Source organism: Ferdinandcohnia sp. Marseille-Q9671, from assembly GCF_976954385.1.
In genome coordinates, this window is record NZ_CDRJTA010000004.1 from 652,650 (window position 1) to 678,429 (window position 25,780).

A 25,780-nucleotide genomic window follows, 5' to 3' on the forward strand; every position below is an offset into this window, starting at 1 on the left:
CTCCTCAACCTTTTTCTAGTACCTCCATCGTACCGAGCAAAGGCCATGCTAGTAAGGAACCTAAGGAATATTTTGAACTAGGTCTTGGGGCTTACTTAATTCATTGGATAATAATTTTACTATTTATACTTGAACCTTACGTAAGGTAATGTTTTATAGTGGACGTAATAGCTTATCAGAGAAGGAGAAGTTAAATGGAAAATACGATTGTTAAGACACTTATTTATGACAAACAAATTCGTTTGTACTTTGTTGATAATACAAAACTAATAAATGAAATTCTTAGAATGAACAATGAAACAAGCCCAATTCTTAAAAATATAGTAGGAAAAACAATCTCCGTTGCGAGCGTACTTTCAGGAACCTTAAAAGGGGACCAGAGGATGAGTCTCCAACTGACGATGGGTGACCCAACCTTTAAAGTATTTGCTGATACCGATGCAAGAGGGAATGTTCGTGGTTATCTCAATGGGGATCTTCGAAACACCTCTAAAGAGTATTTAAATCATGTATCACTTGACCGCCTTATCGGTAATAAAGGAACGATTCGTGTGATAAAAGGCTCGGCTATGAATCAATTTACTGGCATTACTGATATGCCACACCGAAACATTGCGGATGACATATCCCATTATTTTAATCAAAGTGAGCAAACCCAAACATATATAGGAACCCATATTGAATTTGGAACAAACAACTGTGTACGATATAGTTTTGCGACGTATGCTCAATTGCTTCCAGGTGCTATGCTTGAGCTACTTGATGAAGTAAAACACAAGGTTAAGGGAAATCAAGAGTTCTTGACCAACTTGAATCAATGTAGTGAGAACAACATAGAAGAAAAGCTGCGTGAACTATTTGAGGATGTAAGAGTCATTGGATATAGCCCTGTACAATTTTTCTGTGGTTGCTCTAAAGCGATGTTCTACGGGATGCTCAATTCCTTAGGTGAGCATGAACTAGCACAAGCGATTACAAATAGAGATAAAATTGATACACATTGTCAAATCTGTGGGAGGACTTATCATTTCGATCATGATGATATAAAAAGTCTTTTGTAAATAACGATAGAGATTAAACATGTGAAGGGAGAAGAAAGTATGCAAGAAAACTGGAAGGTAGGAGAGATTGCGACATTAACGGGGCTCACGATACGAACAATACGTTATTATGATCAAATTGGTTTGTTCTCTCCTTCCGAATATACAGAATCGGGACATCGACTATATACAAAAAAGGATTTGTCAAAACTTCAACAGATCTTGGCTTTAAAGCAAATTGGAATACCTTTGGATGATATAAAGAATGTTATCGAGAACCAATCTGATGATTTAACCGTCACAATCATTGAAACACAAATAACGCGTATAAAAAAAGATATTGAAGCTCAAAAAAATCTACTTTTTGAATTAGAGAGTGCGCGAAAGGCCATCCAAAGTAAAAAATCCATGTCTGTAGAGGAAGTAACAAAACTAATAGGAGCAATGAAACTTTATCAAGGAAAATACTTTACGAAAGAGCAACTAGACAAAATGAAGACGTGCTATGAACAATACGACCAAGATACTCTAAAAGAAGTAGAACAAGAATTTATGATGTTACTAAATAAATTACAAGCAGAGAAAGAAAAGGGAAACCCTCCAACGAGTAGAAAGGTTCAGGTTCTTGCAAAGAGATGGAGTGACATTGTCTACTCATTCACAGGGAATGATCAAGCACTACAAAAACAAACTGAAACATTCCATGCGGAAAACCCTAATAATGGTCTGCAGTATGGTATGGATGTGGGGTTGTATACGTTTATACAGGAGGCTTTAGGACATGGTTAAGTAAGTGTTGTGTAATAAATATGATATTACTTATATCATTTAATAAGTAAAGGGATATAAGTGTTAGTAAAGTAACTTACATTCAGAATCTGATTAATTCTTAATAGGCGTTTTTCTAACTTTGTTTAAAAGGATTATAAGGTCATCATCGTTTCATAAGAGTGTTTTGTCATTGACTCCATTCAAATGCTACCAGCAGGTATGAAGGACGAATCACCACCACATCAATCGAAGTAAACAATATCTTAGTTTATCTGACACTTGACGTATACGTTGGGTGTTTTAATTTGCCGAATCCCAAACTAAGAAAACATATAGTTACGAGAAATTACTGTATATTCTAACAAAATGATAGTTAACGTTATAAACCGCGTATGATTTAATAGAGGTAGTACATATACATGTAAATTGTATATGAAAAAAGGAGGTACCTATGAAACAAGTAAATGTCGGAATGATTGGTTACAAGTTTATGGGGAAAGCACATAGTCATGCCTATCGTGATCTTCCTCTGTTTTTTCCAGATAGTCTACATCCTAAAATGAAAGTGATTTGTGGCAGAAATACGGAAGCGGTTGCAGAGGCAGCAACACAGTTTGGATGGGAAGAGTATACAACTGATTGGCAAACGCTTCTTGATCGAGATGATATTGATTTGATTGATATTAATGCACCAAGTGATGTACATAAAGAGATTGCAATTGCTGCAGCAAACGCGGGGAAACATGTTTTTTGTGAAAAACCGTTAGCGCTTACACTTCAGGATTCTCGTGAAATGCTCCATGCAGTAGAGGCAGCAGGTGTGAAGCATATGATTGGATTTAATTACCGTTTTACACCGGCCGTGCGATTGGCGAAGAAGCTAATTGACGAAGGCGCATTGGGGGACATCTATCATTTCCGTGCCTGGTTTCTCCAAGATTGGCTCGTTGATCCAAATTTCCCACTTACATGGAGGCTTCAAAAGGAGATTGCTGGTTCTGGTTCACATGGTGATTTAGGTGCTCATCTTATTGATTTGGCCCATTACTTAATCGGAGATATCACTGAGGTAATTGGGATGAGTGAGACGTTTATTAAAGAAAGACCGTTGCCAGAAAATATGACGGGGTTATCAGCAACCGGAAGTAGTCAAGGTGAAAAGGGACAGGTGACCGTCGATGATGCTACATTATTCATGGCTCGGTTTGCCAATGGTGCGTTAGGTAGCTTTGAAGCAACTCGTTTTGCAACAGGACATCGTAGCACAAACTCATTTGAAATCAATGGTAGTAAAGGTAGTGTCATTTTTGATTTTGAGAGATTAAATGAGCTTCAGGTTTATTTTACAGATGACAGGGAGGATGCACAAGGATTCCGACGTGTAGTTGCAACAGAGCCTACCCATGAGTATATCCAACACTATTGGCCAGCAGGTCACACGATTGGGTATGAGCATACATTTATTCACGAAATGGTCGAATTTATGGATGCTATTCAAGGAAATCGCCAGCCTGTTCCTAATTTTAACGATGGAGTCAAATGCCAGGCGGTGTTAGAGGCTGTGGAATATTCGATTGAAAAGCGTCAATGGGTAAAAATATCAGAGTTGTAAGAAGGAGTGTTATTTATGCAAAAGAAAGCACTAATCGTGTGGGGTGGCTGGGATGGTCATGAACCCGAACAGGTTGCCAGTATTTTTAAAAATATCCTCGAAGAAGAAAACTTTGAAGTCGAGATCTCGAATTCGCTTGAAACATATGCTGATTCTGAAAAATTACAAACGTTAGATTTGCTTGTTCCTCATTGGACAATGGGAGAGATTGAGAAAAAATATGTGCTGAATATTTCAAATGCAGTAGCGAACGGAGTTGGCATAGCCGGATGCCATGGTGGAATGTGTGACTCTTTTCGTAAGAATGTAGATTGGCAGTTTATGACTGGCGGGAATTGGGTCGCACATCCTGGTAATGATGGTGTTGAGTACATGGTTAACATTAAAAAGAGCTCAAGTCCATTATTAGAAGGATTGTCAGATTTTAAAGTGGTTAGTGAGCAGTACTATCTTCATGTTGATCCTGCTGTCGAAGTATTAGCAACGACGAGATTCCCGGTTGTTGATGGTCCTCATTCGACCAACAATGCAGTTGATATGCCTGTCGTTTGGACAAAGCGTTGGGGGCAAGGGCGTGTGTTCTATAATTCATTAGGACATCATGCGGATATTATCGAGATGCCAGAGGTTTCTTTAATTATGCGTAGGGGATTTTTATGGGCGGCAGACGGTAAGCAACATGCTGCTAGTTTAGTAGGATCTGTTTCTGGAGATGTTCGAGCATATTCCGGAATGGGAGATAGCCAATAAACGTCAGCCTTAGTAAATGGGGGAACAATAAATGAGTAAAGTGAAACTAGGTATTATCGGGTGTGGCACAATTAGTTCGATCTATATGGAAAATACTCAGAAATTTGATCAACTTGAGCTTGTTGCTTGTGCAGATTTAGACGTTAGCCGGGCAAAGCAGCAAGCAGAAAAATTTGGAATACCTAAAGCTTATTCTGTGGAAGAGCTTCTGGCTGATGAAGAAATCGAGTTGGTGATTAATTTAACGATCCCTCGTGCCCATGCAACAGTTAGTTTGCAGGCATTAGAAGCGGGTAAGCATGTTTATACGGAAAAGCCTCTTACTGTCACGCGTGAAGAGGGAAAACAGATTTTAGAAACGGCGAAGAAATATAACTTACTTGTTGGTGGAGCTCCAGATACTTTTTTGGGAGCTGGAATTCAGACAGCTATCCATTTAATTGAAAATGGTGAAATTGGTGTTCCAGTTGGAGCCTCTGCTTTTATGATTAATCGTGGTCATGAACATTGGCATCCAGACCCAGCCTTTTATTATGATCACGGTGGCGGTCCAATGTTTGATATGGGCCCATATTACTTGACTGCGTTAGTTGCACTTTTAGGTCCAATAAAGCGAATTTCTGGTTCGACTCGAATTAGTTATCATGAGCGGACGGTTCTTAGTGAACCGAAGAAGGGAACAAAAATCGAAGTTGTTACTCCGACCCATATTGCTGGTACGATAGACTTTGCTTCTGGTGCAATTGGAACCATTACGACAAGTTTTGATGCTTTTGGTGGTACAACGTTGCCTCCAATTGAAATCTATGGAAGTGAAGGAACCCTTCTTGTTCCAAACCCTAACACATTTGATGGGCCTGTTAAAATTAGGAAACGCGATGAAAAAGAATTTGTAGAAGTACCTCTAACTTTTGAGAACCCTAAGAATAACCGAGGTGTCGGTGTTGCTGATATGGCAAATGCGATATTACATCAAGAACCGTTCCGTGCATCAGGAGAATTGGCGTACCATGTGCTAGAAGCTATGCATGGCTTCCATGATTCATCCGATTTTGGAACGCATTATATGTTAGAGAGTACTTGTCAAAAGCCTGAAAAATTGAATGTGTTTATAAAGAAATAGTGTATTTCATGATTGAACTGCACCCCAATTGTTACTTATAGATTAACAATTGGAGGTGCGGTTCTTTTTGGCTAAAAAAAGAATAGAAAAATCACGACTTAAGGTGTAAAATAAAAAAACAAAATTTAATTTTCTAAACATTGACATCCATTTTGAATTATAGGGGGGACCCACACAACAAAATCTACTAACTAATTGCTTTCAGTTTTTATATCAATCCATTTATTTAAAAAAATCTTATTGATTGAAGAGGTTGATGAAAGTGACAATGGATGCTACAAATGTAACGATGAAAGAGCCAACAATTTTTACTCATAGTGGGAATAAAATCATAACGGATGATCGTGAGATAAAGATTATCGCAAGATTGGAAGAGCCATTAATCGTCATCTTAGGAAATGTTTTAAGTGAAGAAGAATGTGATGAGTTAATTAGGCTGGCAGAGGATCGGATGCATCGTTCAAAGATTGCCAATGCACAAGTTAATACAATGAGAACAAGTAGTAGTACATTTTTAGAAGAAAGTGAAAATATCATTGTCACTAGAATTGAGAAACGAATCTCACAAATTATGAATATACCAACTGAACATGGGGAAGGTCTCCAAGTTCTTAATTATAAGATCGGACAAGAATATAAAGCTCATTTTGACTTTTTCAATTCTGCTAGTGCTGCAAATAACAACCCTAGAATTAGTACACTTGTCATGTATCTTAGCGATGTGGAGCATGGTGGGGAAACGTACTTCCCGAAGCTGAATTTTTCAGTATCTCCACAAAAGGGTATGGCCGTGTATTTTGAATACTTTTATAATGACCAATCTATAAATGACTTAACCTTACACAGCGGGGCACCTGTCATAATGGGTGATAAGTGGGCTGCTACACAATGGATGAGAAGGAAAAGAGTTAAATAGAACAGTTTTATTAGTGTAGAAACAATGAGAGTTAAATTTGGGACTGTTTTAGAATCTGCTCAAAGTATTTTGATGCCCTAGTGTGGGCATATCTTTGCAAGCACGTATTTTAAAGCCACAGGGTTATTTTTGTACCCTGTGGCTTTTTTGTTTGCCTAAAAGCATTTAATTTTTGATTGTTACTCTTCAAGCAGGAGGGATAATTTTAAAGAAAGCGGATAAGAGTGTTGAGTATTTTGAGTGTGAATAAGTGTAGGTTCGAGATGGTAAATCGTGCAGTTAAGGGAAAAGAGGAGCTATGTCTGCTTGTTTTGGAACGGATATATAATATCCGATGCGATGCTTTTAATATAGCATCGCTTCTTTGTTATGTTTTTAGGATAATGAATTTGTTAAGTAATCTTGAAGGAGTATCGCTTTTCCTTGTTGAAGTTTAATATTCGGTAGATTTTTAACGTAGGAGTGATATCAATGATTATCAAAGGTCTTAATCATTTTCTCTTTTCAGTTTCTGATTTAGATGTTTCAATTAATTTTTACCAAAACGTATTTGGTGCTAAACTGTTAGTAAAAGGGGAAAATACGGCATACTTTGATCTACAAGGTATGTGGCTTGCTCTTAATGTAGAGAAGGACATTCCGCGTAATGAAATAAGTCAATCATATACCCACATTGCTTTTACCATCGAGGAAGCCGAATTTGATAGAATGTATGAAAGAATACAGGAATTAGAGGTACATATATTGCCTGGTCGTCCAAGAGAAGACAAAGATAAGAAATCGATTTATTTTACAGACCCGGATGGTCATAAGTTTGAATTTCATACGGGTACTTTACAAGAACGATTGGATTACTATAAACAAGACAAAAATCACATGGAGTTTTTTGAGTAAAGAAACCTTACAGTACAGGAAGGAGTAGGTAGTGATGAGCCTTTATTTTCAAAATTATACATATGTGCTTAAAAAGAATTATATGTTAGTCATTATGTCTTCCATGCTGTTACTTTTAACCTTTTTTATCTGGGCTGGTGTTCCTGTTTTTGTTATTGGAAGTGCAGTTTCAGATGTAACAGCCAACTTTGTCATTGTTCATCTATGCATGTCGCTCACAGGAGGGTTTTTGTTTTCACTTTATTTTGTTCCAATCAATGTAAAAGTTGCTGCACATAGAGCTAACCTAAAACAAACGAATGTAGTACGTCCATTTGTGTACATACAAACAATGTGGATTATCGTTAGTTCCATTATTTTTGGGATTGGTTTGAATCTTGTTATTCGTCTAGGTTAGAAGGTAATTTTAAAAGGAAGGAAGAGTTATTTTATATGACGATAACGATTAAAAAATGCACCAGGGAAGACCTACATATACTCCAGGAAATTAGTTATGAAACGTTTAATGAAACATTTAAGGACCAAAACTCACCCGAAAATATGCAGGCTTATTTGGAAAAAGCATTTAGCTTAACACAAGTAGAAAAAGAATTATCCAATCTTTCTTCGCAATTTTATTTTATTTATTTTTCGGATGAAGTTGCTGGATATTTAAAGATTAATACCAATCATGCTCAGTCAGAGAAAATGGGTGATGAGGCTCTGGAAATTGAGAGGATTTATATAAAGAAAGAGTTTCAAAAACACGGGTTAGGTAAATATCTACTACAAAAGGCGATTGAATTTGCGTTGGAACGTAATAAACAAAAAATCTGGTTAGGCGTATGGGAAAAGAATGAAAATGCGATTGCTTTTTATAAGAAAATGGGGTTTGTTCAAACAGGAGCTCATTCTTTTTATATGGGTGATGAGGAACAAACGGACTTTATCATGACTAAAACACTGAAATAGTAAAGTGTTTTTTATCAGTCACCCGTAACGTTCTATTTACTTGGTTTATAGAAATTCAGTAAGAATTTTATGATTCTTAATGTTATGAATAGCTCAGTGTATAATAGTAATAGAAATAATTCATCTAAATTGTACTTACTCAAAAAGGCTTATGTCTGATAGTAATATCCGACATAAGCCTTTTTTTACAACTGGACTTGTTTAAGAGTGCCATGTAAGAGTCTAATCAACCAGTATATTTCTTAGTAGTTTGTACGCGTATAGTTGATCTACGAACTAGCCCGAAATAAGAAAGTAGAGCAAGTAAGCTTGTTGATAAAATGACAACACCCATCGGAATGGCTGAATATTCTCCCGCTACTCCAACAAGCGGTGACGTTAATGAACCCAGAACAAATGGTAGTAAACCTAATAGTGCGGATGCACTTCCGGCAATATGTCCTTGCGACTCAATAGCTAATGCGAAGGAAGTTGTTGAAATAATACTAATCGAACACACTAAAAAGAAAATCGGAATCGCAACTGCTAGAAGTGGTGCTTTTAACAAAAGGGCTACAAGTAAACAAGTACCCGCTGTAGTCGATAGAAATAACCCGATTTTCAAGAAAGTTCTTTCTGGGATAATATCTGATAAACGGCCAACTGACTGGGTTCCAATTATTAATGCCAGACCATTAACCCCAAATAACAAACTAAATACTTGAGGTGACACTCCATAAATATTCTGATAAACAAATGGAATGCCAGACACATACGCAAAAATACCAGCAACGATAAAGCCTTGTGTAAGTGCATACCCGAGAAATTCTCGGTCTTTGAAAAGTGAACCAAAATTACTTAGTACTTGTGCTAGATTACTAGGCACGCGTTTTTCCACCGGCAATGTTTCTTCAAGATTAAAGGAAATGATAAGAAACAACACCAAGCCAACAACTGATAATACAATAAATACACCTTTCCAATCAGTAAATGCAAGTACTCCGCCACCAGCAATTGGTGCGACAATAGGGCCGAGATTACCAACCAACATTAATAATGAGAAAAACTTGGTTAATTCCCTTCCACTATAGAGATCCCGAACAATCGCTCTTGAAATGACAAGCCCACCGGCTGCAGCAAATCCTTGAAGAAAACGTCCAGTAATAAATAGATAAATAGATGGGGCAAAAGCACAAATGACGGAAGCAATCAAATACATGATAAGAAAAATAAGTAATGGCTTTCGTCGACCTAGTACATCACTCATTGGACCAATAATTAATTGCCCTACTCCTAGTCCTAGCAAGCATGTCGTTAGACTGATTTGGACTAGTGATGCAGTCGTTTCATAATCTTCCACAATTGTAGGAAATGATGGCAAATACATATCAATCGTGAAAGGTCCTAGGAGTCCAAGTGAGCCTAAAAGTAAAGCAAGTTGCAAACGTTTTGTTCCTGTAGGTTTGTTCATGTTGGTCTCGCCTTTCTGCACGGTCATTAGACGCGAAAAATGTCCCACCGTATACTATGTAGTTTTTCCTTATAATAACAAGCAACAGATTTCCACGTCAATTTTTTGAACTTTCAAGTATTTTAAGAGGTAAATAGAAGGTTAGAATGAAAGTTTGTGAAATCATGTACTTTAACAAATGTAAGCAGAATGGATTACTAAAGATAGTATTGCTTGGATGTATAGAATGCTAAAGAAGAGCATCAGATATCCCCTGATATATTTTGTGGTATCAATTATTTGGCAGTCATTTTTTAATAAAGATGTTCAAAGGATAAATAATTTAGGTGTCCGTATTATCATGTTTTGTTTTTCGCCCTGTATAATTGGGCGAGAATACCTTTTGAAGGGAAGAAAGATGGCTAATATATCCTTCAGATAATGATAAATAGTTCAGGAAAGTTTTTGGAATATTTTTTACTTACAACAGATATGTAAAAGCGTTTCTGGACTAACAGGAATACTTTTTGTTATCTTTTTGGTTTCATCAAAGTATTTTACGTTTTAGGGTGTATGTACAATGATTTTTGTTATAAAACAGGTTCTTTTTTCATGCAACCAATAGGTTGCTCACACTTGACATGCAACTATATAGTTGCTTATACTTATTATATGAATTGGGATAAAGATGCTATATTCAAAGCGTTGGGTGACTCGACTCGACGTTTAATTTTAGACGAGCTTTCTGAGCAAAACGAACAGACGTTGTATGAGCTTACGGTACGTCTTATTACGAAGCATGACCTTTCGATCTCAAGACAAGCGATAGCTAAACATCTCTCTGTATTGGAAGATGCAGGGCTCGTTACCTCAAAACGAAAGGGAAAATATCGGGTACTACTATTCAATAACGAACCACTTAAACACTTATTGAAAGGATGGATAGGGTAATTTTCGACTAACGTATGGTTGTAATGGCACAGCCGAATAATAGTACTGTACTTAACAGTAACTACTAAAGGAGGCAATAATAATATGAAAATCATTGTTACCAGTATATTCGTAGAAAACCAAGAAAAGGCACTTGCCTTTTACTCAGATACACTAGGATTTGTAAAGAAACATGATGTACCTAGTGGGGAGTTTAGGTGGATCACGTTGGTTTCTCCTGAGGACGAAAATGGCACCGAGCTCGTACTCGAACCGAATAATCATCCAGCTGCAAAAGAGTATCAGATGAAATTATTCGCTGAAGGAATCCCAGTGACAATGTTTGGAGTTGCAGATATTGAGGCAGAATACAAACGATTAACGGAAAAAGGTGTAAGGTTTACAATGAAGCCGACAAAAATGGGCGATTTCTCCATAGCTGTCTTCGACGATACATGCGGTAACCTTCTTCAAATCATTCAGCAGTAACTTCCTAATGATGCATACTTGAAAGCTCCTAACATCAACGTTAACCTGTCCAAGTTGTAGGACGAGTTATGCATAAAATATATATGTCAAGAAACACGCTATTTCATCGCTAGAATAGCGTGTTTCTTTATTAGTGGCAAAGGTTTGATTTTATGACCTGTGGTCTGTTTATGAAGGAAGGCCATTCGTAGCATATCTATGAAAGGAACCATATCTTATCATGGGACAAGTTTTATATACAATCGGGAATGTATAATTGAAAATATTTAGAACTAGGTAAATTTATGAAATTTTATAATCACTTTTACAGTTTTTATGATTCAAATTGGTATAAAATAGGGGATATGGGTATTTCGTTTACTTAAATAAGATAAATAGATGATTTTGGAATGCTTTTAAATAGATAATGCCTAATGTTGCTTGTAAAAAATCGGTGCTACCATAACATTTGTGGAAAGAGGATTAGAAGAGGAATGAATGCATTAAAAAGATTAAGAGATGATTATGTTATCCGGCACGCGAATCGTATAAAACTTCCCGAATTTCCTTCTAGTATCGTAGTCAGAAAAAAAGTCATTTTTTCTGGGAGAGTTCAAAAAGTAGGCTTCCGTTTAGAATTATTTACTATTGCTCAAAGATTGAACGTTACAGGCTGGGTAAAAAATTTGGAAGATGGTAGTGTAGAAGCAGAACTACAGGGAGAAGAATCGAAGGTAGATTTTCTAATAAAATCAATGAGGTCTTTGAAACGTGCTTCTGTAAAAAGTGTGATAGTATCAATATTCCTATTAGTGAGAAAAGAGGAGATTTTACAATAAAACGATAAAATAAGTACTTTTCGTAAAAATGGGTGAGGTCTAAGTATTATCACATTTATTGCATTACCACTATTACGTTATGTATCTTTTTTACTTTATTATATCTAAAGGAGGAGTTTTACATGTCAAGAAAGGCTTTTAGTGCAACTGGAGCTGTTGCTGTAGGTCCATACTCGCATGCAATTGAAGCAGGAGATTTACTATTTCTATCTGGGCAAACCCCAGTAGACACACAGACTGGAAAGCTTGTAGAAGGAGATATTGTTGAACAGACAAATCAATGTTTTAAGAATCTTTTTAATGTATTGGAAGCAGCAGGTTTAACTCCAGATCATGTTGAAAAAGTGAATGTATTCTTAACTGATATGAATGATTTTACAGCAATGAATGAAGTTTATTCGAAACAATTTTCGGAGCCTTATCCTGCTCGTACAACAATAGGTGTGTCATCCCTACCTCTTGGTGCACAAGTTGAAATTGAGATGATAGCTAGAAGATAATATTTAGTAAATAGGGGCCAATAAAAATAAAGAAAAGGCTCAAAAACTTTTTCTTATTTGTTCCTGCATTTTTTTATTTTTGATGAAAATAATAAGTCAAGAGGTGATAATATGGCAACTGCTAAAATGGGGGACAATATTTCCTTTAAACGTGAAGGGAAAAGTCATGAAGGGAAAGTTACAGTTGTAAGAGAAAATTCTGTTATTGTTGAGTACGGTTACAATAAAGAAAAAGACGAACCCATTACAACCATAGTCAATCATAAAAATTATAAAATTACGAAAGCCGCTGAGTGAAAAAGTATACTTAATATGAATTAGACATTGGACAGTAACGCTCTAAGTTTTTAACAACTCGGAGCGTTTTTCTATGCTGATTGTAATGTGTTTTACCTTGCATATTTATGTGGTAGAAGTATAAACGATTCATTAATTCGTAATTCAAAAAACAGTTAACTTTATTGTAGTTGCATTGTTTTGTCATTTCTTTATCTTCGATTTACCCAAATACTCCACGGTCAAGTTTGTTCCAAAGAATGCTTTTTGCACGCTCTTTATATTGTTGCTTTTGTGTCGTCCAAGGTATGACTCATGAGAATGTCCACTGGTAACAAGTTTAAATGTGTAATAACGGATAGTGTACATTATGCAATACGGATAATAAAGGCAGGAAATTTCTACCTTTGCTAAGAATTACATATCATTAAAACGTTACCATCTAAATCTTTGAAATTAAAATAGGCAAAATCTCCGATACGCTCAATCTCTTTCACGACTGTAATGTCTTTGTTTTTAATAAATGCATAGGCTTCATCAATATCACTAACGAAAAAGTTAAATAAAACATGTTCAGAAGGTTTTAAAGTAAAACCTGGATCAAATGTGTGGTCATCTAATGTGAGTCCGGTTTCTGAGGTGACTGGAATATTGTAAACAGGGGAGTTAACTTCATCATTATTAAATGGTAAACCAAGTAAATCACTATACCATTCTGCAGAACTTTTAAGATCACTAACATGAATAAAAACATTATTTACCTTACCAGCAATTGGAGAAACAGTTGAGGTCATAAACAAACCACCTTTACATTTTCTTATATAAATAATTCTACCAATAATACCCATATCCTTTTATGAAATTATGAATATTAGTTATTTTAATAAAATCAAACTGAAAGAGAAAAAATGGTGGCCATTAATATACTATCAAGGCGGAATTTTGATGCAGGAAATTTAAATTTTTTATTGAATTCCTTAATCAGAATGGCTATGACATCCTGAGAATTAACCAGTTATTTTGAATAACATAAAACAGTAAGACAAATAATCATCAATTTCTATTGTGTGATAAGGAGAGTCGCAGATTCTGTTTCACTACTTAATATAGGCGAGTATAAAATCTTTATGATCGGAGGGATTAAAGTTAGTTATCAAATTATTACGTTACCAGCTTATCGGGCAGTAGGATTAAAATGGCAGGGATGTAACAGTGCTAGATATATCTAGGAAACAATTAGAACAAGATGAAAAGGTAGCGAAACGTGACGGTTTAACGTTGAAAACGGTACAGGGTGATATGTCAGACCTTAATGACTTTAAAAATGAGTCTTTTGATGTTGTCGTTCATCCCGTTTCTAATTTATTCGTAAAAGATGTACGTCCAGTATGGAATGAGATTTCAAGAGTGTTAAAAATGAATGGTATTTTAATAGCTGGTTTTACAAATCCATTAGTATGGATATTTGATGACCTAAAAGAAAGGAATGGGGTTCTTGATGTCAAGCATTCCATCCCTTCATCGACATTGGACCATTTACCAGAGGATGAAGTTCAAGACTATCTCAATTCAAGCCAGACCATTGAATATGCGCATACGTTGGAAGACCAAATTCAAGGGCAACTAGATGCTGGTTTAGTTCTTACAGGATTCTATGAAGATGATTTTGGGGGAACGAGGATTCTAGACAAGTATATAAAATCGTTTATTGCTACGAGAGCTATTAAGGTTTAATTATCTAAGTTTCTCTTAAGGGGGCGTTGGTCCAAGGTGGATTACCCCCTTTTTTCTTGTTTTTACCAAAAAGTCTGTAACCTAAACATCTGTAAAACGTAATAGTAGTACAGATGTTTAGTAAGGGGAGATAAGATGATCAAAAATAAAGAGACACTCATTACTTCGTTTATTCTATTGGGTATTTGCATGAGTTTATTCTTTCCGTTTCCAAATAATGGTATGATTGAAGCCCGTTCTACGATCATGTCTTTCCCAATTCGCAACAGCAATGGGTACATTTTGCTCGGAATCATCGGCTCCATTTTGTTTATCATCGCCATTATTTTACTTGCTCGTAGCCTGAAGAAATATCATTTGAGAACAATCGTTATTGTTCTAGTCGTCTATACACTATTACCATACATTCTTATTATGTTGTACCAAGAAACATTCGCAAGTGGGATCAATGCCATTTCTTACGATGGAAATGGAAATTGCAATTTTCTGTATGTGAATGACGACGTGTTGGATGGGGAATGCAGTCTGGTTTTACACAATCGAAGTAATACAGCAGTATCATTCGACTTGGAGTTTTTAGACTCATTATTTATGGATGATGGTGCCCGAATGGAGTCACTTATGAATCTAGCTGGTCCATATCATATTACAGTAGAAGCTAATGAAAAAAAATCTATTCATTTAAGGAAGTTACTAGATTTATCAGATGTACCAAACCACATTGAAGGAGGTTCATCTTCAAATATTAATATCAAAATAGTAGAAGAGGATGCCGCACGCACGTTATAGTATTAAGCTAGTGCACTACAATAGACTAAAGCTAAAAGGAGGATTCCTTTTTGATTGATATTATCATTAAAACAATAAATATAGTACTTTTAGTCATTCTATTTTATGCATTAATTGAAAAGAGAGAAGCACCAAAGGGTGAGAAAGTAACCTATTATTTTTTAGTAGGTTTACTCTTATTTACGCTTGTGGTTTTCTAGAAAGGGAATCGTTCATAAATGAGGGGGAGAATTCGTTGAAGTTTTATATTGCATCCAGTCTTAACAATAAAGTAAATGTTCGATACGTTAGCAAAAGGTTGAAAGAAAAAGGATTCATCCATACATATGATTGGACTCAAAATGAAAACGTAACAACTTTAGAAGAACTAAGGGAGATCGGTCAAAAGGAAACAAATGCTGTACTAGAAGCTGATTTTGTCGTTGTTTTATTTCCAGCAGGTAAGGGTAGCCACACTGAACTCGGCATTGCTATTGGGAATAGAAAGAAAGTCTATCTTTACTCAACGAACAATGAAATAGATAATCTTGAAACCACCAGCACATTTTATCATTTACCTGAGATCCAAAAGTGCTTCGGAACGTTAGACGAATTGGTAGATCTTATTAATGGGGTTTATTAAAGTGGAGGTGTGATAATGGAACCTACTGTTCATTCGACTCAAAATATTGTAATTGCAACTAAAAAAGAAGTGAGTACGAGAATTTACGGTTGGTGCATTTCTGGTGGCGTTCATTCCGTTCGGAAACTTTAGTCTAGATTATCGGCTTAAAAGATTAATAGCTAATTGATAGGTCAAGAAAAGTGAACTAATTGTATTAGGGGCTATAAGTCCAACTTATTAAACTTGTTAATAAAATCATAAAAGGGACAGTGCTTGTTTTAAAGTACTGTCCCTTTTTCTCATTAATTTTAATCCAGCTGCTAAAAATGGACGATTAATTGGCTGGCAATTTTAATTCCATAATTTCTTAAATCGAAAGGCATTTTGAAAGACTACGTTCTTTTATCAATAAAGATGCAATGCTTTTGAAATGGTAATCTAAGCGACTATACTAGTAACTATAAGGGAAAACAAGTTCCGATATAACCCGTATGTATAATATCGAGTAAAAAATAAATTGTGACGATATGATGGTTAGGAAAGGAGGGGAAATTATGTTACATGAATTCAATCAGTTAATGGATTACATTGAAACACATTTAACGGAAGAAATCTCCGGAAAAGATATTTCAAGGATTGTCGGACTATCGGATTATCACTTTAAACGAATGTTTTCGTATATGGCCGGAATGTCATTGAATGAATACATCAAGAACAGGAAATTATCCGTCGCGAATGCTGAATTAATTAATGGAGCAAAAGTTACAGATATAGGCTTAAAATATGGCTATCAGTCTATAGAAGGATTTTCAAGAGCGTTCCGTGAATGGAGTGGTTTTTTACCCTCAGAAGTAACAAAAAACAAAATTCAAAAGTCATTTCCCAAATTTACATTTTTTATTGATATAAGGGGAGGAATATCCATGGAATTCAAAATTGAAAAGAAAGAGAAATTTAATATAGTAGGTAGATCGAAAAGAGTGCCTATTCAATTCGAAGGAGAAAACAATGCAATTATTGAACTAGCCAAAACCATTACAGAGCAACAAAGAAACGAAATGCATCAATTGGCTGATTTATATCCTCAACAAGTCTTGAATGTATCTTATGATTTTGATGAAGGATACTTGGAAGAAAAAGGATATTTAACGCATATGATTGGTTTTGCAACGACAAAAGAAAATCCATTCGAAGACTTAGAGCAGATAACAATAGATGAAAGTTTGTGGGCCATTTTCCCTAACCAAGGACCATTTCCGGCTACACTTCAGGAAACTACTGCCAAAGTATATTCTGAATGGTTACCTACATCTGATTATGAAATAACAAATTTACCTGGAATTTCATTTACAAAGTACAATGCCACATCAGAAAATGTATATAGTGAAATATGGATGCCTGTTAAGAAAAAAGGCAGCGATACACATGAGTGACATTTAGAACGCAAGTCTATTTAAGTTGACGGGTTCAATCGAGAGGTATATTAAATAACAACAATAAAAGAAATAATTGAGCGAAGATCCAAGAAGGGTTTTCGCTTGTTTTGTTGAACTTATGTAGCTAACGATGAAATACTTTTACTAAAGGGTGTATAAAAGATGCCAGCGAAAAAGGTAAAAAAGCAGCTTATCATTGGTTTTTTTATGTTTGGAATATCTATTATTACCGGAAGTTTACAAGTGATTTTTTCCCCATTCAATTTTGTTAGAGTTGTAAATTTACTTGTGGTAATTGGGAGTTCTTTATGTATAGGTGCATTTGTTAGAGAATTTTATATTTTAAAAGAAAGAGAAAGTACAAATTCAAATTAATTCTCATTTGTAAGAAATTCTAGGGATTATTTAATTATGTAAAAAAGGATGTGAAGCTTTTTGGGTACATATTATCAAGCAATGATATTTGATTTAGATGACACTTTACTTAATAGGGGTGAGGCAGTAGATAAAATATTTTTACTTATTTTAGAAAGGTGTTATGAGGTTGTGACATCAACAACCCAAAACAAGATGTTACAAAGTTTCAAAGCATATGATCGCAGAAGCTATGGTAATAATGATAAGGTAAAAGTCTTGGAAGCGTTTTTCGAAGATTTTCCACCAAAACATAGATTGGCACGCACTACTATTCAAGATTTTTGGGACAAGCATTTTCCTCAATGTTTTTCTATCAACCAAAGAACGATACACATCGTAAATACGATAAAGAGTTTTGTTAACGTTGCCATTATAACTAACGGCTCTACTCAGAGACAAAAAGCAAAAATAATGAACACTCATTTAGATGGTATTTTTGATACGATCATTATTTCTGAAGAAGTAGGATTTAGTAAACCTGACAAACGCATATTTGAATTAGCATTAAATAAGCTTAACGTCCAACCGGAAACAGCGTTATTCGTAGGAGACGACCTAGAAAAGGATATTGGAGGTTGTCAGAATGCAAATATAAAGGGCATATGGTTTAATCCAAACAAAATCAAGAATGATACCGAAATAAAGCCATATGCCGAGATTAGTTCTTTTGATAAGTTATTATCTTACCTATGAAAGTAAAAACGTTCAGACATTAGTAATCTGTCAAATCTTTCACATACCATGCATCCATAGCTGAATGGTCAGAACCTGGTAGTGGTTCTTGTAACCGTGTAAATCCAAACTTTTCATACAGAATACATGCAGTTTTTAGTTCATTCGTTGTTTCTAAGTAGCACGTTTCATAATATTGTGAAGCAAAAGACAAAGCGGTTTCCATTAACTTCTTTCCGTAGCCTAACCCTTGCATTTTTGAATCTACGTACAGCTTTTGTAATTCACAAACTTTATCCTGTTCATTAAACGGTGCAATACCTATTCCACCAACCACTTCACCTTCATGCTCAATGACCCAATACTTCGCATGCTCTAGATTATGATAATAGTGGTGTAGGTCATTTAGTTGAGGGTCATAATAAGCTGTTCCAGGAATTGCTAACCCATGTGATTTTAATGATTCTTGGATGATTTCTTTTACTCTCGGATTGTCTTCTTTTTTTATTTCTCGAATCTTCATATACATTCTCCTTCACTTAGGTCTTACTTGAAACTATAGGTCACATTTACAAAACTTTTATCACACCAATTGTAATATAGGCATACTATATGCCTATAAAAAAAGAGGTGAAGATTATGGTTTCATATATGGATTATACAGCCCCAACGACTCAATTTGCTTTTGATGTAAATAAGAGCCCCTTGTTTATAAAGGATAACAAAAACTATATTAACGTGCTAGGTGAGAAACAGCTAAATACGTTGGAAAACGTGTCTTTGTTAGACATTTTTCTTAGTACCAATAATGTTGTCGAGCCTCATTATCACCAAAATGCAGCTGAGCTTGTCTACTGTATTTCCGGTGCAGCCACGGTTTCGATTCTAAATCCGTTCACAAAACAGATACTTAATTTTCCGATTACCCCTGGACAGGTGGCAAATGTTCCGCAAGGTTGGTGGCATTATGAAATTGCCACAGTAGATAACACACATCTATTAGCGATCTTTAATGCACCTACTCCCCAAGTAATTCTAGGGTCGGATATTTTAAAATTCACTCCAACACATATTATGGCACATACTTACTGTCTAGACGAAAATCAATGGAAACAAGTAATTGCACCTATTAAACCTTCCACCTATATTGGTCCATATACAGATTGTAACAATGGACCGAATAGTATGCCTACACATACACAAATGCCACCCGCATACCAACAACCACAATATATTCAACATTACCCACAGCAACCATACGGGCAACAGTATCGACACTATTAATGTTACGATTGTGAAAAGTACTATTAGGACATGGAATAGCCATGTCTTTTTTTGTTATTTTTCATTTAAAATAAAAAAAGAGATAGGCAAATAACTACATACCTATCTCCGTGTTTATATATTAAAAATCAAAATTGTCTGGGTCTGGTCCTACGCGAAGGTTTTCATTCAAACCATGGATGATCTCCATTTCTTCATTAGTTAATTCAAAATCAAATACATTCGCATTTTCAATGATTCGATGTTCTTTTGTTGATTTTGGGATTGTAACGACTCCATTTTGTAGATCCCAACGCAAAATGATTTGTGCAACTGATTTAGTATGATTCCTTGCAATTCTTTGTAGGACTTCATTATCTAGCAATTGTCCCTGCATTAATGGTGACCATGCCTCTACTTTAATGCCGTTATTCTGACAAAACGCTTGTAAGTCACGTTGTGTTAAACGTGGATGGTATTCAACTTGATTAATCATAGGTACAATCTCAGCATCTTTCATTAAGTCTTCTAGGTGATGGATTTGAAAATTACTTACCCCAATCGCTTTTACTCGACCTTGTTTGTATAATGTTTCTAGAGCTCTCCAAGCATCCTTGTATTTTCCTTCAACTGGCCAATGAATCAAATATAAATCTAGATAATCTAACCCAAGTTTTGATAGACTTTTTTCATACGCAGCTATCGTTGATTTATATCCTAAATCCGAATTCAAAACCTTTGATGTAACAAATAGTTCTTTTCTCGCGATTCCTGTTGCTTGAATCCCTTCTTTTATACCTATTCCGACACCTTCTTCATTCCCGTAAATCGAAGCAGTGTCAATGCTTCGATAGCCATGAGTGATTGCTGTTTTTACAGCGTTCACGAGTTCAGGACCTTCTTCCACTTTAAATACTCCAAGCCCAAACCAAGGCATTTTTACTCCGTTATGCAAAGTTGTTTTATCTTGTAAATGTGTAACCATATTAATAACCTCCATGTACTTTTTATTGTTACTTATGCTGCAAGTTTTACTTTATCCTTTTTTTCTAACAATCTACTATAACCTGTTAAGAGAGCGGCAATTAAGACCATTAATGCACCGATCCATGAAGTATGAATGAGACCGATTGAATCCGTAATAAGCCCACCAACATATGAACCTATGGCGATACCTGCATTAAATGCTGCAATATTTATTGCTGAAGCTACATCTACTGCACGTGGTACAAATCTCTCTGCAAGCATGACAACATATACTTGTAATCCGGGTACGTTCATAAAAGCGAACAATCCCATTAATAAAATTGTGATAAGCCCGGTAACTTTAAATGGTGCCGTAAACATCAAAATAAATAAAATGATTGCTTGTACAACAAACATATAAAATAAGGCGCGAATTGGATTATGATTTGATAGTTTTCCACCAACCATATTACCAATTGCGATTGCAACTCCATAAATAAGGAGAATTATTGCCACTGATCCTTCTTTAAATCCTGTAATTGTTTGAAGTAATGGTGATAAGAATGTGAATACAACAAAGGTTCCACCATATCCGAAAGCAGTAATAATAAATACTAACAATAAGCGACCATTTTTAATAAGTGAAAGTTGATCGCGAAATGTTGTCATCCTTCCTTTTTGTAAGGTCGCTGGTACTAGAATGTTATTTGCAAATAACGCGATGACACCTATGATACTAATCACCATAAATGCAGCTCTCCAGCCTAGTTCTTGGCCAATAAAAGTTCCAAATGGTACACCTGTTACTGTGGCAACTGTTAGTCCAGTAAACATGATAGATATCGCACTGGCTCTTCGATTTTCTGGAACTAAATCGGCAGCGATGGTAGATCCGATAGACATAAAAACACCGTGTGAAAATGCGGATATGATACGAGCTACTAATAATAGTCCGATTGAAGTAGACATAGTAGCAAGGCTATTTCCAATAATAAATACAACCATAATCCAAAGTAATAAAGTCTTCCTAGGCATTTTAGATGTTAAGGATGTTAAGATAGGAGCCCCAAATGTTACACCCAATGCATATATCGAAACAGTTAACCCGGCAGTGGTTACTGGGATGTTTAAATCCTTAGCGATCAATGGCAATAAACCAACACTGATAAACTCAGTTGTGCCGATTGCAAAAGCACTTACTGCTAAAGCAAGCAATGCAAACGTACTTGATGATTTGCCGTTAGCCATCATAGTTCCTCCTCTTTGTTTGTGATGTATGATAAGTCATCATTTTTGTAGAATAATAAAATCAGTAGTTTTGTCGGCCGACAAATGCTATTATGTGATAGTTGTTTCTAAAAGAAAAGTACGCACTTTTATGTAATATAGACACCGAAAAGTATCATAGGTACTTTTTGGTTCCTATAAGTGGGAGGACAAAACGATGCAAAAAAAGAAATACAATATATCAGTTGAGGCTACATTGGAAGTTATCGGCGGAAAATGGAAATGTGTAATACTTTGCCATCTAACACATGGAACAAAACGAACAAGTGAGTTAAAACGACTGATGCCGAATATCACACAAAAAATGCTCACACAACAACTAAGGGAGCTTGAAGTAGACGGTGTAATTGAACGTATTGTGTATAATCAAGTACCACCCAAAGTGGAATATAAACTGAGTGAATACGGTAAAAGTTTAGAACATATATTAGATTCTTTATGTGCATGGGGAGAAACTCATATCGTTAAGGTTTATGGAGATAAATCCGAAGTTCTAGAGGAAAATATCCTAAATAAGTAATGTTATTGTTTACGCTGTAGATGAAACAAAGAGTGGACAGAACCAGGACGTCCATAGGCATTTTTCATATTTTCACATTTATACATGCGGGCCGCTCATACTTGAGCGGTTTTTTTCATATATCTATACTTCGATACTGTAACAGAATAGAGTGTTTTTTCATATTGTAAAAAAGTCAACACCTATGTAGGTCTTTGCCACATAGTAAATAGTACTCCGAGTCGTGTAAGAAGTGCGCGGTTTAAATTTCTGGAGGTGGATGAACCATTCGTTATACATCATTACAAGGTGGATATAAGCCTGTGCTTGATATCCTCCACACACAGGTTGCGATTCATGAACTAAAGAATTATTTTGAGAATAGATTCTCTAAGTCTCTTAGCTTATTAAAGGTTACGGCACCTTTGATTGTGAAAGCAGGTAAGGGAATCAATGATAACCTAAATGGGTATGAGCGTATTCTTTCGTTTGAGGCATCAGACATTAAGAATCAACAGATTGAAGTTGTTCAATCACTCGCGAAATGGAAAAGAGTAGCCCTTCATGATTATGGGTTTACAAAGGGTACAGGTCTGTACACAAATATGAATGCGATTCGAAGAGATGAGGAGCTTGATTCGCTCCATTCGATTTATGTCGATCAGTGGGATTGGGAGAAAATAATCTCAAAAGAGGAACGAAACATTGACACTCTTAAGATGGAAGTTAGGAAAATTTATAAGGCAATTAGGGCAACTGAACATCACATGTTTGAATTGCATTCAGAACTGACACCGATTCTTCCGAATGACATTTTCTTTATAACCGCGCAAGAGCTTGAGGATATGTATCCATATAACACAGCAAAGGAACGAGAATTCCTAATTACCAAAAAGCATGGTGCCGTTTTTGTTATGGGAATTGGAGGGGTTATGCGTTCGGGTGAGAAGCATGATGGACGATCACCAGATTATGATGATTGGACATTAAACGGTGATATTCTGTTCTGGAGTCCGGTACTTCAAACGGCCGTGGAAATTTCATCAATGGGGATACGAGTAGATGAGAAATCCCTTCGTAAACAGTTGAAGTTTACGTTCAATGAGGATCGAAAAACACTGCCATATCACAAGGCTATCCTCGAAAAAAAGCTACCTTATACAATTGGCGGGGGGATTGGACAATCGAGATTATGTCTTTTCCTGTTAAAGAAGGCCCATATTGGAGAAGTGCAAGCATCAGTTTGGAATGAACAAATCATGAAAGAGTGTGAAGAATATAATATTCAGTTACTGTAACAGATCTTACTTGCAAAAGGCAGTGTTATACTTTCAAAAAATCCTACTGCCTTTGGCATTTTTTTGAGTATGTAAAATTTAATAAGTTTATAATAGGAGGTAAATAAAAGGATAAATAAATAATTAAAAATGATATTTATTTATTGTAATTCAATATAATATGAGATAAACTTACTCTTAAGTAAATTAAACTTTTCCTTTGTATAACGAGGGGACGTTTGATTACAAAGAAGTGATGAGGTGATGAAGTGGGATTTTATTATTTTATAATCCTTATTCTAGGGATCATTTTTATTTTAGGAGCAGGTTTTCAAGCATTTAAGCACAATTCAATGTCACAAAAAAGGGTTATATTTTTGAGTGCTATTGGTATTTTGTTAGTAGGTTTATCAATCTTTTTATTTACACCTGGGAGTTCTGAAATTATTGCTGAAATTCTTAGGTTAGAGTAGCAGGGTACAATGTCAGTTATTAACAGAAGAACAACGAGTGTTTTTAAACTTTCACGTACATAATCTAGACGAGATATATTTCTTGAAACAGAGACGATTCTTCAGTAAAGGATCGTTTTTTATTTTTTACACTAACGTTTTTCAAAGTAGATAAAAAAGGCTAGATAATAAAAAAAGGCTTAATCTTTACAGATAGCCCCAAAAAGAATCTAATCTTGTTCAGCTTTATCATGATATTTGCTAATCGCCGCAGTTGCGACCGCAGAAGCAAAATCACCAATTGCTCGTAAAATACCAATAAGAAAATCCATCACAACAGCTCCTTTATGTTTTTATTTTATACCAAAAATAGGAAAAAATGTAGTTCTTTTTGTTGAATATTATTAAATTAAAGGTTGTTATAGTATACGTAGATATTTTAGCAGATAACAAGAAAAGCACGCTTAATCTTACTTTGATTCGTAACGATGGAGAAAACTATGTACATTCCTTTTTTCATAAAGGGTTATTGCCTCTTTTCTGTTATACTAAAGAATGCATATAAGTTGTAGGTAGAGACTGTGATGTATCGTCTATACATAGGAGAATAATGGGGGCTAGCTACGTGCGTAATTTACTTTTTATATTTATTATTTATGCCACCTTTATCAGTTTAGGATTACCAGATTCACTTTTAGGAGTAGCTTGGCCTGAAATGGTAGGGGAGTTTCAGGTTGCATATAGTGCAGCTGGAATTATTTCAATGACAATCGCAATTTGTACCGTTATTTCAAGTTTGCAGACTATACGAATTACTAGAAAAATAGGAACTGGAAAACTAGTTCTAGGTAGTGTATTACTAACTGCGATTGGATTATTAGGGTTTGCGTATACACAAAATTTCTTACTATTAATAGTTGCAGCATTACCTTTAGGTTTTGGAGCGGGTGCGATTGACACCTCTATAAACGACTATGTATCAGTCAACTTTAAGGCACATCATATGAATTGGTTGCATGCATTTTGGGGAGTGGGTGCAACCATAGGACCAATTATTATGGGTATTTCTCTGAATAATCATTTTTCTTGGAGAAGTGGTTATTTGATAATTGGTGTTATTCAATTGCTTTTAGTGGTTATTCTCATTCTTTCTCTACCACTTTGGCGGCAAAATGAAAAAAGTATCCCTTATGAATCTGACAATAGTTCAGGTTCTTTTCAAACAATCTTGAAACAAAAAGGAGTTATCTTTTCACTGTTATCCTTTTTGTTTTATGTTGGTTTAGAAGGTATTATTTTTTTGTGGGGGAGTAGTTACTTAATCGAAGCGAAATCGTTGTCTGTCCCAACAGCAAGTTTCATATTATCAATCTTTTTCGCAAGTGTTACGGTTGGAAGGATTTTTTCAGGATTTATCACCTTCTGGTTAGCAAATCAAAAGTTGTTGTTGTTTAGTGAGATCACTCTTCTTATAGGAATTCTTACAGTTGCTTTTGGGTCAGGAAGTATTATATTATATGTCGGATTTATCCTAATTGGTTTTGGGTGTGCTGCTATCTTTCCAACCATGATGCATGAAACTCCAAGAAGGTTTGGAGAAAAATCTTCGAGGGCAATAATTGGGTTTCAGGTAGCATCAGGTTATGTTGGAATAACAGTATTACCACCGTTAGTGGGAACACTCTTTCAGGATATCGGTATGAATCTATTTCCAATGTTTTTACTGATCTTTACCCTTATTCTTATTGGAGCAACCATTGTGATTGATAAGGGGAGAACTAGAGCCGCTTTGTAAATTTGTTATATTGGGAGCGTTACCGCTAAGTAGAATGACAGAAACTCATGAATAATATAACTTAAAATGAAATAAAAGGTATGTTTGAAA

29 protein-coding genes and 1 pseudogene are annotated in these 25,780 nt (G+C 35.5%); 25 read left to right on the plus strand and 5 right to left on the minus strand.

The genetic code is table 11. The annotated features are described in order from the left end of the window. Positions 1-194 precede the first annotated feature (194 nt). The 9 genes from ACWNMY_RS18455 to ACWNMY_RS18495 all read left to right on the plus strand — a co-directional run bounded on the left by ACWNMY_RS18455 (position 195) and on the right by ACWNMY_RS18495 (position 8,057). Positions 195-1,061, plus strand: coding sequence for an Hsp33 family molecular chaperone HslO (locus ACWNMY_RS18455; protein WP_449539717.1), 867 nt, complete (start codon positions 195-197; stop codon positions 1,059-1,061). A gap of 39 nt (positions 1,062-1,100) precedes the next feature. Further along, positions 1,101-1,829, plus strand: coding sequence for a MerR family transcriptional regulator (locus ACWNMY_RS18460; RefSeq protein ID WP_449539718.1), 729 nt, complete (start codon positions 1,101-1,103; stop codon positions 1,827-1,829). Positions 1,830-2,262: 433 nt separating this feature from the next. Continuing rightward, on the plus strand, positions 2,263-3,423 hold the full coding sequence (locus tag ACWNMY_RS18465; protein WP_449539719.1) for a Gfo/Idh/MocA family protein: 1,161 nt from the start codon (positions 2,263-2,265) through the stop codon (positions 3,421-3,423). A gap of 15 nt (positions 3,424-3,438) precedes the next feature. Next, positions 3,439-4,173 (plus strand): ThuA domain-containing protein, encoded by a 735-nt coding sequence (locus ACWNMY_RS18470; RefSeq protein ID WP_449539720.1) that lies wholly within the window; start codon positions 3,439-3,441, stop codon positions 4,171-4,173. Positions 4,174-4,204: 31 nt separating this feature from the next. After that, a complete protein-coding gene (locus ACWNMY_RS18475) occupies positions 4,205-5,296 on the plus strand; it encodes a Gfo/Idh/MocA family protein (protein ID WP_449539721.1) in 1,092 nt (363 codons plus the stop codon). Positions 5,297-5,552: 256 nt separating this feature from the next. After that, positions 5,553-6,212, plus strand: coding sequence for a 2OG-Fe(II) oxygenase (locus tag ACWNMY_RS18480; RefSeq protein WP_449539722.1), 660 nt, complete (start codon positions 5,553-5,555; stop codon positions 6,210-6,212). A gap of 474 nt (positions 6,213-6,686) precedes the next feature. After that, positions 6,687-7,106 carry a FosM family fosfomycin resistance protein gene (gene fosM / locus ACWNMY_RS18485; RefSeq protein WP_449540486.1) on the plus strand — a complete coding sequence of 140 codons (420 nt, stop codon included), beginning with the start codon at positions 6,687-6,689 and terminating at the stop codon, positions 7,104-7,106. A 34-nt stretch (positions 7,107-7,140) separates the two neighbouring features. Beyond that, complete coding sequence (locus tag ACWNMY_RS18490; protein ID WP_449539723.1) at positions 7,141-7,503, plus strand: hypothetical protein; 363 nt, start codon at positions 7,141-7,143, stop codon at positions 7,501-7,503. A gap of 35 nt (positions 7,504-7,538) precedes the next feature. Beyond that, positions 7,539-8,057, plus strand: a complete 519-nt coding sequence (locus ACWNMY_RS18495; RefSeq protein ID WP_449539724.1) for a GNAT family N-acetyltransferase — start codon at positions 7,539-7,541, stop codon at positions 8,055-8,057. Positions 8,058-8,283: 226 nt separating this feature from the next. On the opposite strand, the gene ACWNMY_RS18500 is transcribed toward ACWNMY_RS18495, so the two are convergent. Next, complete coding sequence (locus tag ACWNMY_RS18500) at positions 8,284-9,507, minus strand: Bcr/CflA family multidrug efflux MFS transporter (protein ID WP_449539725.1); 1,224 nt, start codon at positions 9,505-9,507, stop codon at positions 8,284-8,286. 651 nt (positions 9,508-10,158) lie between these two features. On the opposite strand from ACWNMY_RS18500, the gene ACWNMY_RS18505 reads away from it, so the two are divergent. The 5 genes from ACWNMY_RS18505 (at position 10,159) to ACWNMY_RS18525 (ending at position 12,520) form a co-directional block, all read left to right on the plus strand. After that, positions 10,159-10,437: an ArsR/SmtB family transcription factor gene (locus ACWNMY_RS18505; RefSeq protein WP_449540487.1), complete on the plus strand. Its 279-nt coding sequence runs from the start codon at positions 10,159-10,161 to the stop codon at positions 10,435-10,437. Positions 10,438-10,521: 84 nt separating this feature from the next. Beyond that, positions 10,522-10,905 carry a VOC family protein gene (locus tag ACWNMY_RS18510; RefSeq protein WP_449539726.1) on the plus strand — a complete coding sequence of 128 codons (384 nt, stop codon included), beginning with the start codon at positions 10,522-10,524 and terminating at the stop codon, positions 10,903-10,905. A gap of 473 nt (positions 10,906-11,378) precedes the next feature. Then, entirely contained in the window at positions 11,379-11,723 is a 345-nt protein-coding gene (locus ACWNMY_RS18515) for an acylphosphatase (protein WP_449539727.1), read from the plus strand. A gap of 122 nt (positions 11,724-11,845) precedes the next feature. Further along, entirely contained in the window at positions 11,846-12,223 is a 378-nt protein-coding gene (locus tag ACWNMY_RS18520; RefSeq protein ID WP_449539728.1) for a RidA family protein, read from the plus strand. Positions 12,224-12,334: 111 nt separating this feature from the next. Further along, positions 12,335-12,520: a DUF2187 family protein gene (locus ACWNMY_RS18525; protein WP_449539729.1), complete on the plus strand. Its 186-nt coding sequence runs from the start codon at positions 12,335-12,337 to the stop codon at positions 12,518-12,520. Positions 12,521-12,909: 389 nt separating this feature from the next. Here ACWNMY_RS18525 and ACWNMY_RS18530 read toward each other — a convergent pair whose 3' ends face one another. Continuing rightward, the gene (locus ACWNMY_RS18530; RefSeq protein ID WP_449539730.1) at positions 12,910-13,293 is read right to left on the minus strand and encodes a VOC family protein; all 384 of its coding nucleotides are present in this window, start codon (positions 13,291-13,293) and stop codon (positions 12,910-12,912) included. A gap of 403 nt (positions 13,294-13,696) precedes the next feature. Between ACWNMY_RS18530 and ACWNMY_RS18535 the strand changes: the two are divergent. The 7 genes and pseudogenes from ACWNMY_RS18535 to ACWNMY_RS18565 all read left to right on the plus strand — a co-directional run. Then, a pseudogene (locus ACWNMY_RS18535) lies at positions 13,697-14,233 on the plus strand (class I SAM-dependent methyltransferase); the annotation flags it as partial. A 135-nt stretch (positions 14,234-14,368) separates the two neighbouring features. Beyond that, positions 14,369-15,022 (plus strand): hypothetical protein, encoded by a 654-nt coding sequence (locus ACWNMY_RS18540; RefSeq protein WP_449539731.1) that lies wholly within the window; start codon positions 14,369-14,371, stop codon positions 15,020-15,022. Positions 15,023-15,072: 50 nt separating this feature from the next. Next, a complete protein-coding gene (locus ACWNMY_RS18545) occupies positions 15,073-15,222 on the plus strand; it encodes a hypothetical protein (protein ID WP_449539732.1) in 150 nt (49 codons plus the stop codon). A gap of 35 nt (positions 15,223-15,257) precedes the next feature. After that, positions 15,258-15,644 (plus strand): nucleoside 2-deoxyribosyltransferase, encoded by a 387-nt coding sequence (locus tag ACWNMY_RS18550; protein ID WP_449539733.1) that lies wholly within the window; start codon positions 15,258-15,260, stop codon positions 15,642-15,644. Between the two features lie 536 nt (positions 15,645-16,180). Further along, positions 16,181-17,059, plus strand: coding sequence for an AraC family transcriptional regulator (locus tag ACWNMY_RS18555; RefSeq protein WP_449539734.1), 879 nt, complete (start codon positions 16,181-16,183; stop codon positions 17,057-17,059). A 165-nt stretch (positions 17,060-17,224) separates the two neighbouring features. Beyond that, positions 17,225-17,437 (plus strand): hypothetical protein, encoded by a 213-nt coding sequence (locus ACWNMY_RS18560; protein ID WP_449539735.1) that lies wholly within the window; start codon positions 17,225-17,227, stop codon positions 17,435-17,437. 81 nt (positions 17,438-17,518) lie between these two features. Further along, entirely contained in the window at positions 17,519-18,172 is a 654-nt protein-coding gene (locus ACWNMY_RS18565) for an HAD family hydrolase (RefSeq protein WP_449540488.1), read from the plus strand. Between the two features lie 19 nt (positions 18,173-18,191). Here ACWNMY_RS18565 and ACWNMY_RS18570 read toward each other — a convergent pair whose 3' ends face one another. Next, positions 18,192-18,674, minus strand: coding sequence for a GNAT family N-acetyltransferase (locus ACWNMY_RS18570; RefSeq protein ID WP_449539736.1), 483 nt, complete (start codon positions 18,672-18,674; stop codon positions 18,192-18,194). A gap of 116 nt (positions 18,675-18,790) precedes the next feature. Between ACWNMY_RS18570 and ACWNMY_RS18575 the strand changes: the two genes are divergently transcribed. Beyond that, positions 18,791-19,435: a cupin domain-containing protein gene (locus tag ACWNMY_RS18575; protein WP_449539737.1), complete on the plus strand. Its 645-nt coding sequence runs from the start codon at positions 18,791-18,793 to the stop codon at positions 19,433-19,435. Between the two features lie 121 nt (positions 19,436-19,556). On the opposite strand, the gene ACWNMY_RS18580 is transcribed toward ACWNMY_RS18575, so the two are convergent. Both ACWNMY_RS18580 and ACWNMY_RS18585 read right to left on the minus strand, forming a co-directional pair. After that, positions 19,557-20,399: an aldo/keto reductase gene (locus ACWNMY_RS18580; protein WP_449539738.1), complete on the minus strand. Its 843-nt coding sequence runs from the start codon at positions 20,397-20,399 to the stop codon at positions 19,557-19,559. A gap of 32 nt (positions 20,400-20,431) precedes the next feature. Continuing rightward, the gene (locus ACWNMY_RS18585; protein ID WP_449539739.1) at positions 20,432-21,628 is read right to left on the minus strand and encodes an MFS transporter; all 1,197 of its coding nucleotides are present in this window, start codon (positions 21,626-21,628) and stop codon (positions 20,432-20,434) included. A gap of 196 nt (positions 21,629-21,824) precedes the next feature. Between ACWNMY_RS18585 and ACWNMY_RS18590 the strand changes: the two genes are divergently transcribed. The 3 genes from ACWNMY_RS18590 to ACWNMY_RS18600 all read left to right on the plus strand — a co-directional run bounded on the left by ACWNMY_RS18590 (position 21,825) and on the right by ACWNMY_RS18600 (position 25,690). Next, positions 21,825-22,187 (plus strand): winged helix-turn-helix transcriptional regulator, encoded by a 363-nt coding sequence (locus tag ACWNMY_RS18590; RefSeq protein WP_449539740.1) that lies wholly within the window; start codon positions 21,825-21,827, stop codon positions 22,185-22,187. A gap of 266 nt (positions 22,188-22,453) precedes the next feature. Next, entirely contained in the window at positions 22,454-23,464 is a 1,011-nt protein-coding gene (gene asnA / locus ACWNMY_RS18595; protein ID WP_449540489.1) for an aspartate--ammonia ligase, read from the plus strand. A 1,056-nt stretch (positions 23,465-24,520) separates the two neighbouring features. After that, positions 24,521-25,690 carry an MFS transporter gene (locus tag ACWNMY_RS18600; RefSeq protein WP_449539741.1) on the plus strand — a complete coding sequence of 390 codons (1,170 nt, stop codon included), beginning with the start codon at positions 24,521-24,523 and terminating at the stop codon, positions 25,688-25,690. The last annotated feature ends 90 nt before the right edge of the window (positions 25,691-25,780 follow it).

What these genes read in the sequence shown, in the direction of transcription:
- ACWNMY_RS18580 (WP_449539738.1), bottom strand. Translation starts at nt 20,399, where the DNA reads ATGGTTACACATTTACAAGATAAAACAACTTTGCATAACGGAGTAAAA.
- ACWNMY_RS18500 (WP_449539725.1), bottom strand. Translation starts at nt 9,507, where the DNA reads ATGAACAAACCTACAGGAACAAAACGTTTGCAACTTGCTTTACTTTTA.
- ACWNMY_RS18495 (WP_449539724.1), top strand. Translation starts at nt 7,539, where the DNA reads ATGACGATAACGATTAAAAAATGCACCAGGGAAGACCTACATATACTC.
- ACWNMY_RS18560 (WP_449539735.1), top strand. Translation starts at nt 17,225, where the DNA reads ATGCCAGCGAAAAAGGTAAAAAAGCAGCTTATCATTGGTTTTTTTATG.
- ACWNMY_RS18465 (WP_449539719.1), top strand. Translation starts at nt 2,263, where the DNA reads ATGAAACAAGTAAATGTCGGAATGATTGGTTACAAGTTTATGGGGAAA.
- ACWNMY_RS18585 (WP_449539739.1), bottom strand. Translation starts at nt 21,628, where the DNA reads ATGGCTAACGGCAAATCATCAAGTACGTTTGCATTGCTTGCTTTAGCA.
- ACWNMY_RS18530 (WP_449539730.1), bottom strand. Translation starts at nt 13,293, where the DNA reads ATGACCTCAACTGTTTCTCCAATTGCTGGTAAGGTAAATAATGTTTTT.
- ACWNMY_RS18480 (WP_449539722.1), top strand. Translation starts at nt 5,553, where the DNA reads ATGAAAGTGACAATGGATGCTACAAATGTAACGATGAAAGAGCCAACA.
- ACWNMY_RS18460 (WP_449539718.1), top strand. Translation starts at nt 1,101, where the DNA reads ATGCAAGAAAACTGGAAGGTAGGAGAGATTGCGACATTAACGGGGCTC.
- ACWNMY_RS18590 (WP_449539740.1), top strand. Translation starts at nt 21,825, where the DNA reads ATGCAAAAAAAGAAATACAATATATCAGTTGAGGCTACATTGGAAGTT.
- ACWNMY_RS18515 (WP_449539727.1), top strand. Translation starts at nt 11,379, where the DNA reads ATGAATGCATTAAAAAGATTAAGAGATGATTATGTTATCCGGCACGCG.
- ACWNMY_RS18570 (WP_449539736.1), bottom strand. Translation starts at nt 18,674, where the DNA reads ATGAAGATTCGAGAAATAAAAAAAGAAGACAATCCGAGAGTAAAAGAA.
- ACWNMY_RS18540 (WP_449539731.1), top strand. Translation starts at nt 14,369, where the DNA reads ATGATCAAAAATAAAGAGACACTCATTACTTCGTTTATTCTATTGGGT.
- ACWNMY_RS18575 (WP_449539737.1), top strand. Translation starts at nt 18,791, where the DNA reads ATGGTTTCATATATGGATTATACAGCCCCAACGACTCAATTTGCTTTT.
- ACWNMY_RS18525 (WP_449539729.1), top strand. Translation starts at nt 12,335, where the DNA reads ATGGCAACTGCTAAAATGGGGGACAATATTTCCTTTAAACGTGAAGGG.
- ACWNMY_RS18565 (WP_449540488.1), top strand. Translation starts at nt 17,519, where the DNA reads ATGATATTTGATTTAGATGACACTTTACTTAATAGGGGTGAGGCAGTA.
- ACWNMY_RS18555 (WP_449539734.1), top strand. Translation starts at nt 16,181, where the DNA reads ATGTTACATGAATTCAATCAGTTAATGGATTACATTGAAACACATTTA.
- ACWNMY_RS18510 (WP_449539726.1), top strand. Translation starts at nt 10,522, where the DNA reads ATGAAAATCATTGTTACCAGTATATTCGTAGAAAACCAAGAAAAGGCA.
- ACWNMY_RS18520 (WP_449539728.1), top strand. Translation starts at nt 11,846, where the DNA reads ATGTCAAGAAAGGCTTTTAGTGCAACTGGAGCTGTTGCTGTAGGTCCA.
- ACWNMY_RS18455 (WP_449539717.1), top strand. Translation starts at nt 195, where the DNA reads ATGGAAAATACGATTGTTAAGACACTTATTTATGACAAACAAATTCGT.
- ACWNMY_RS18490 (WP_449539723.1), top strand. Translation starts at nt 7,141, where the DNA reads ATGAGCCTTTATTTTCAAAATTATACATATGTGCTTAAAAAGAATTAT.
- ACWNMY_RS18505 (WP_449540487.1), top strand. Translation starts at nt 10,159, where the DNA reads ATGAATTGGGATAAAGATGCTATATTCAAAGCGTTGGGTGACTCGACT.
- ACWNMY_RS18470 (WP_449539720.1), top strand. Translation starts at nt 3,439, where the DNA reads ATGCAAAAGAAAGCACTAATCGTGTGGGGTGGCTGGGATGGTCATGAA.
- ACWNMY_RS18475 (WP_449539721.1), top strand. Translation starts at nt 4,205, where the DNA reads ATGAGTAAAGTGAAACTAGGTATTATCGGGTGTGGCACAATTAGTTCG.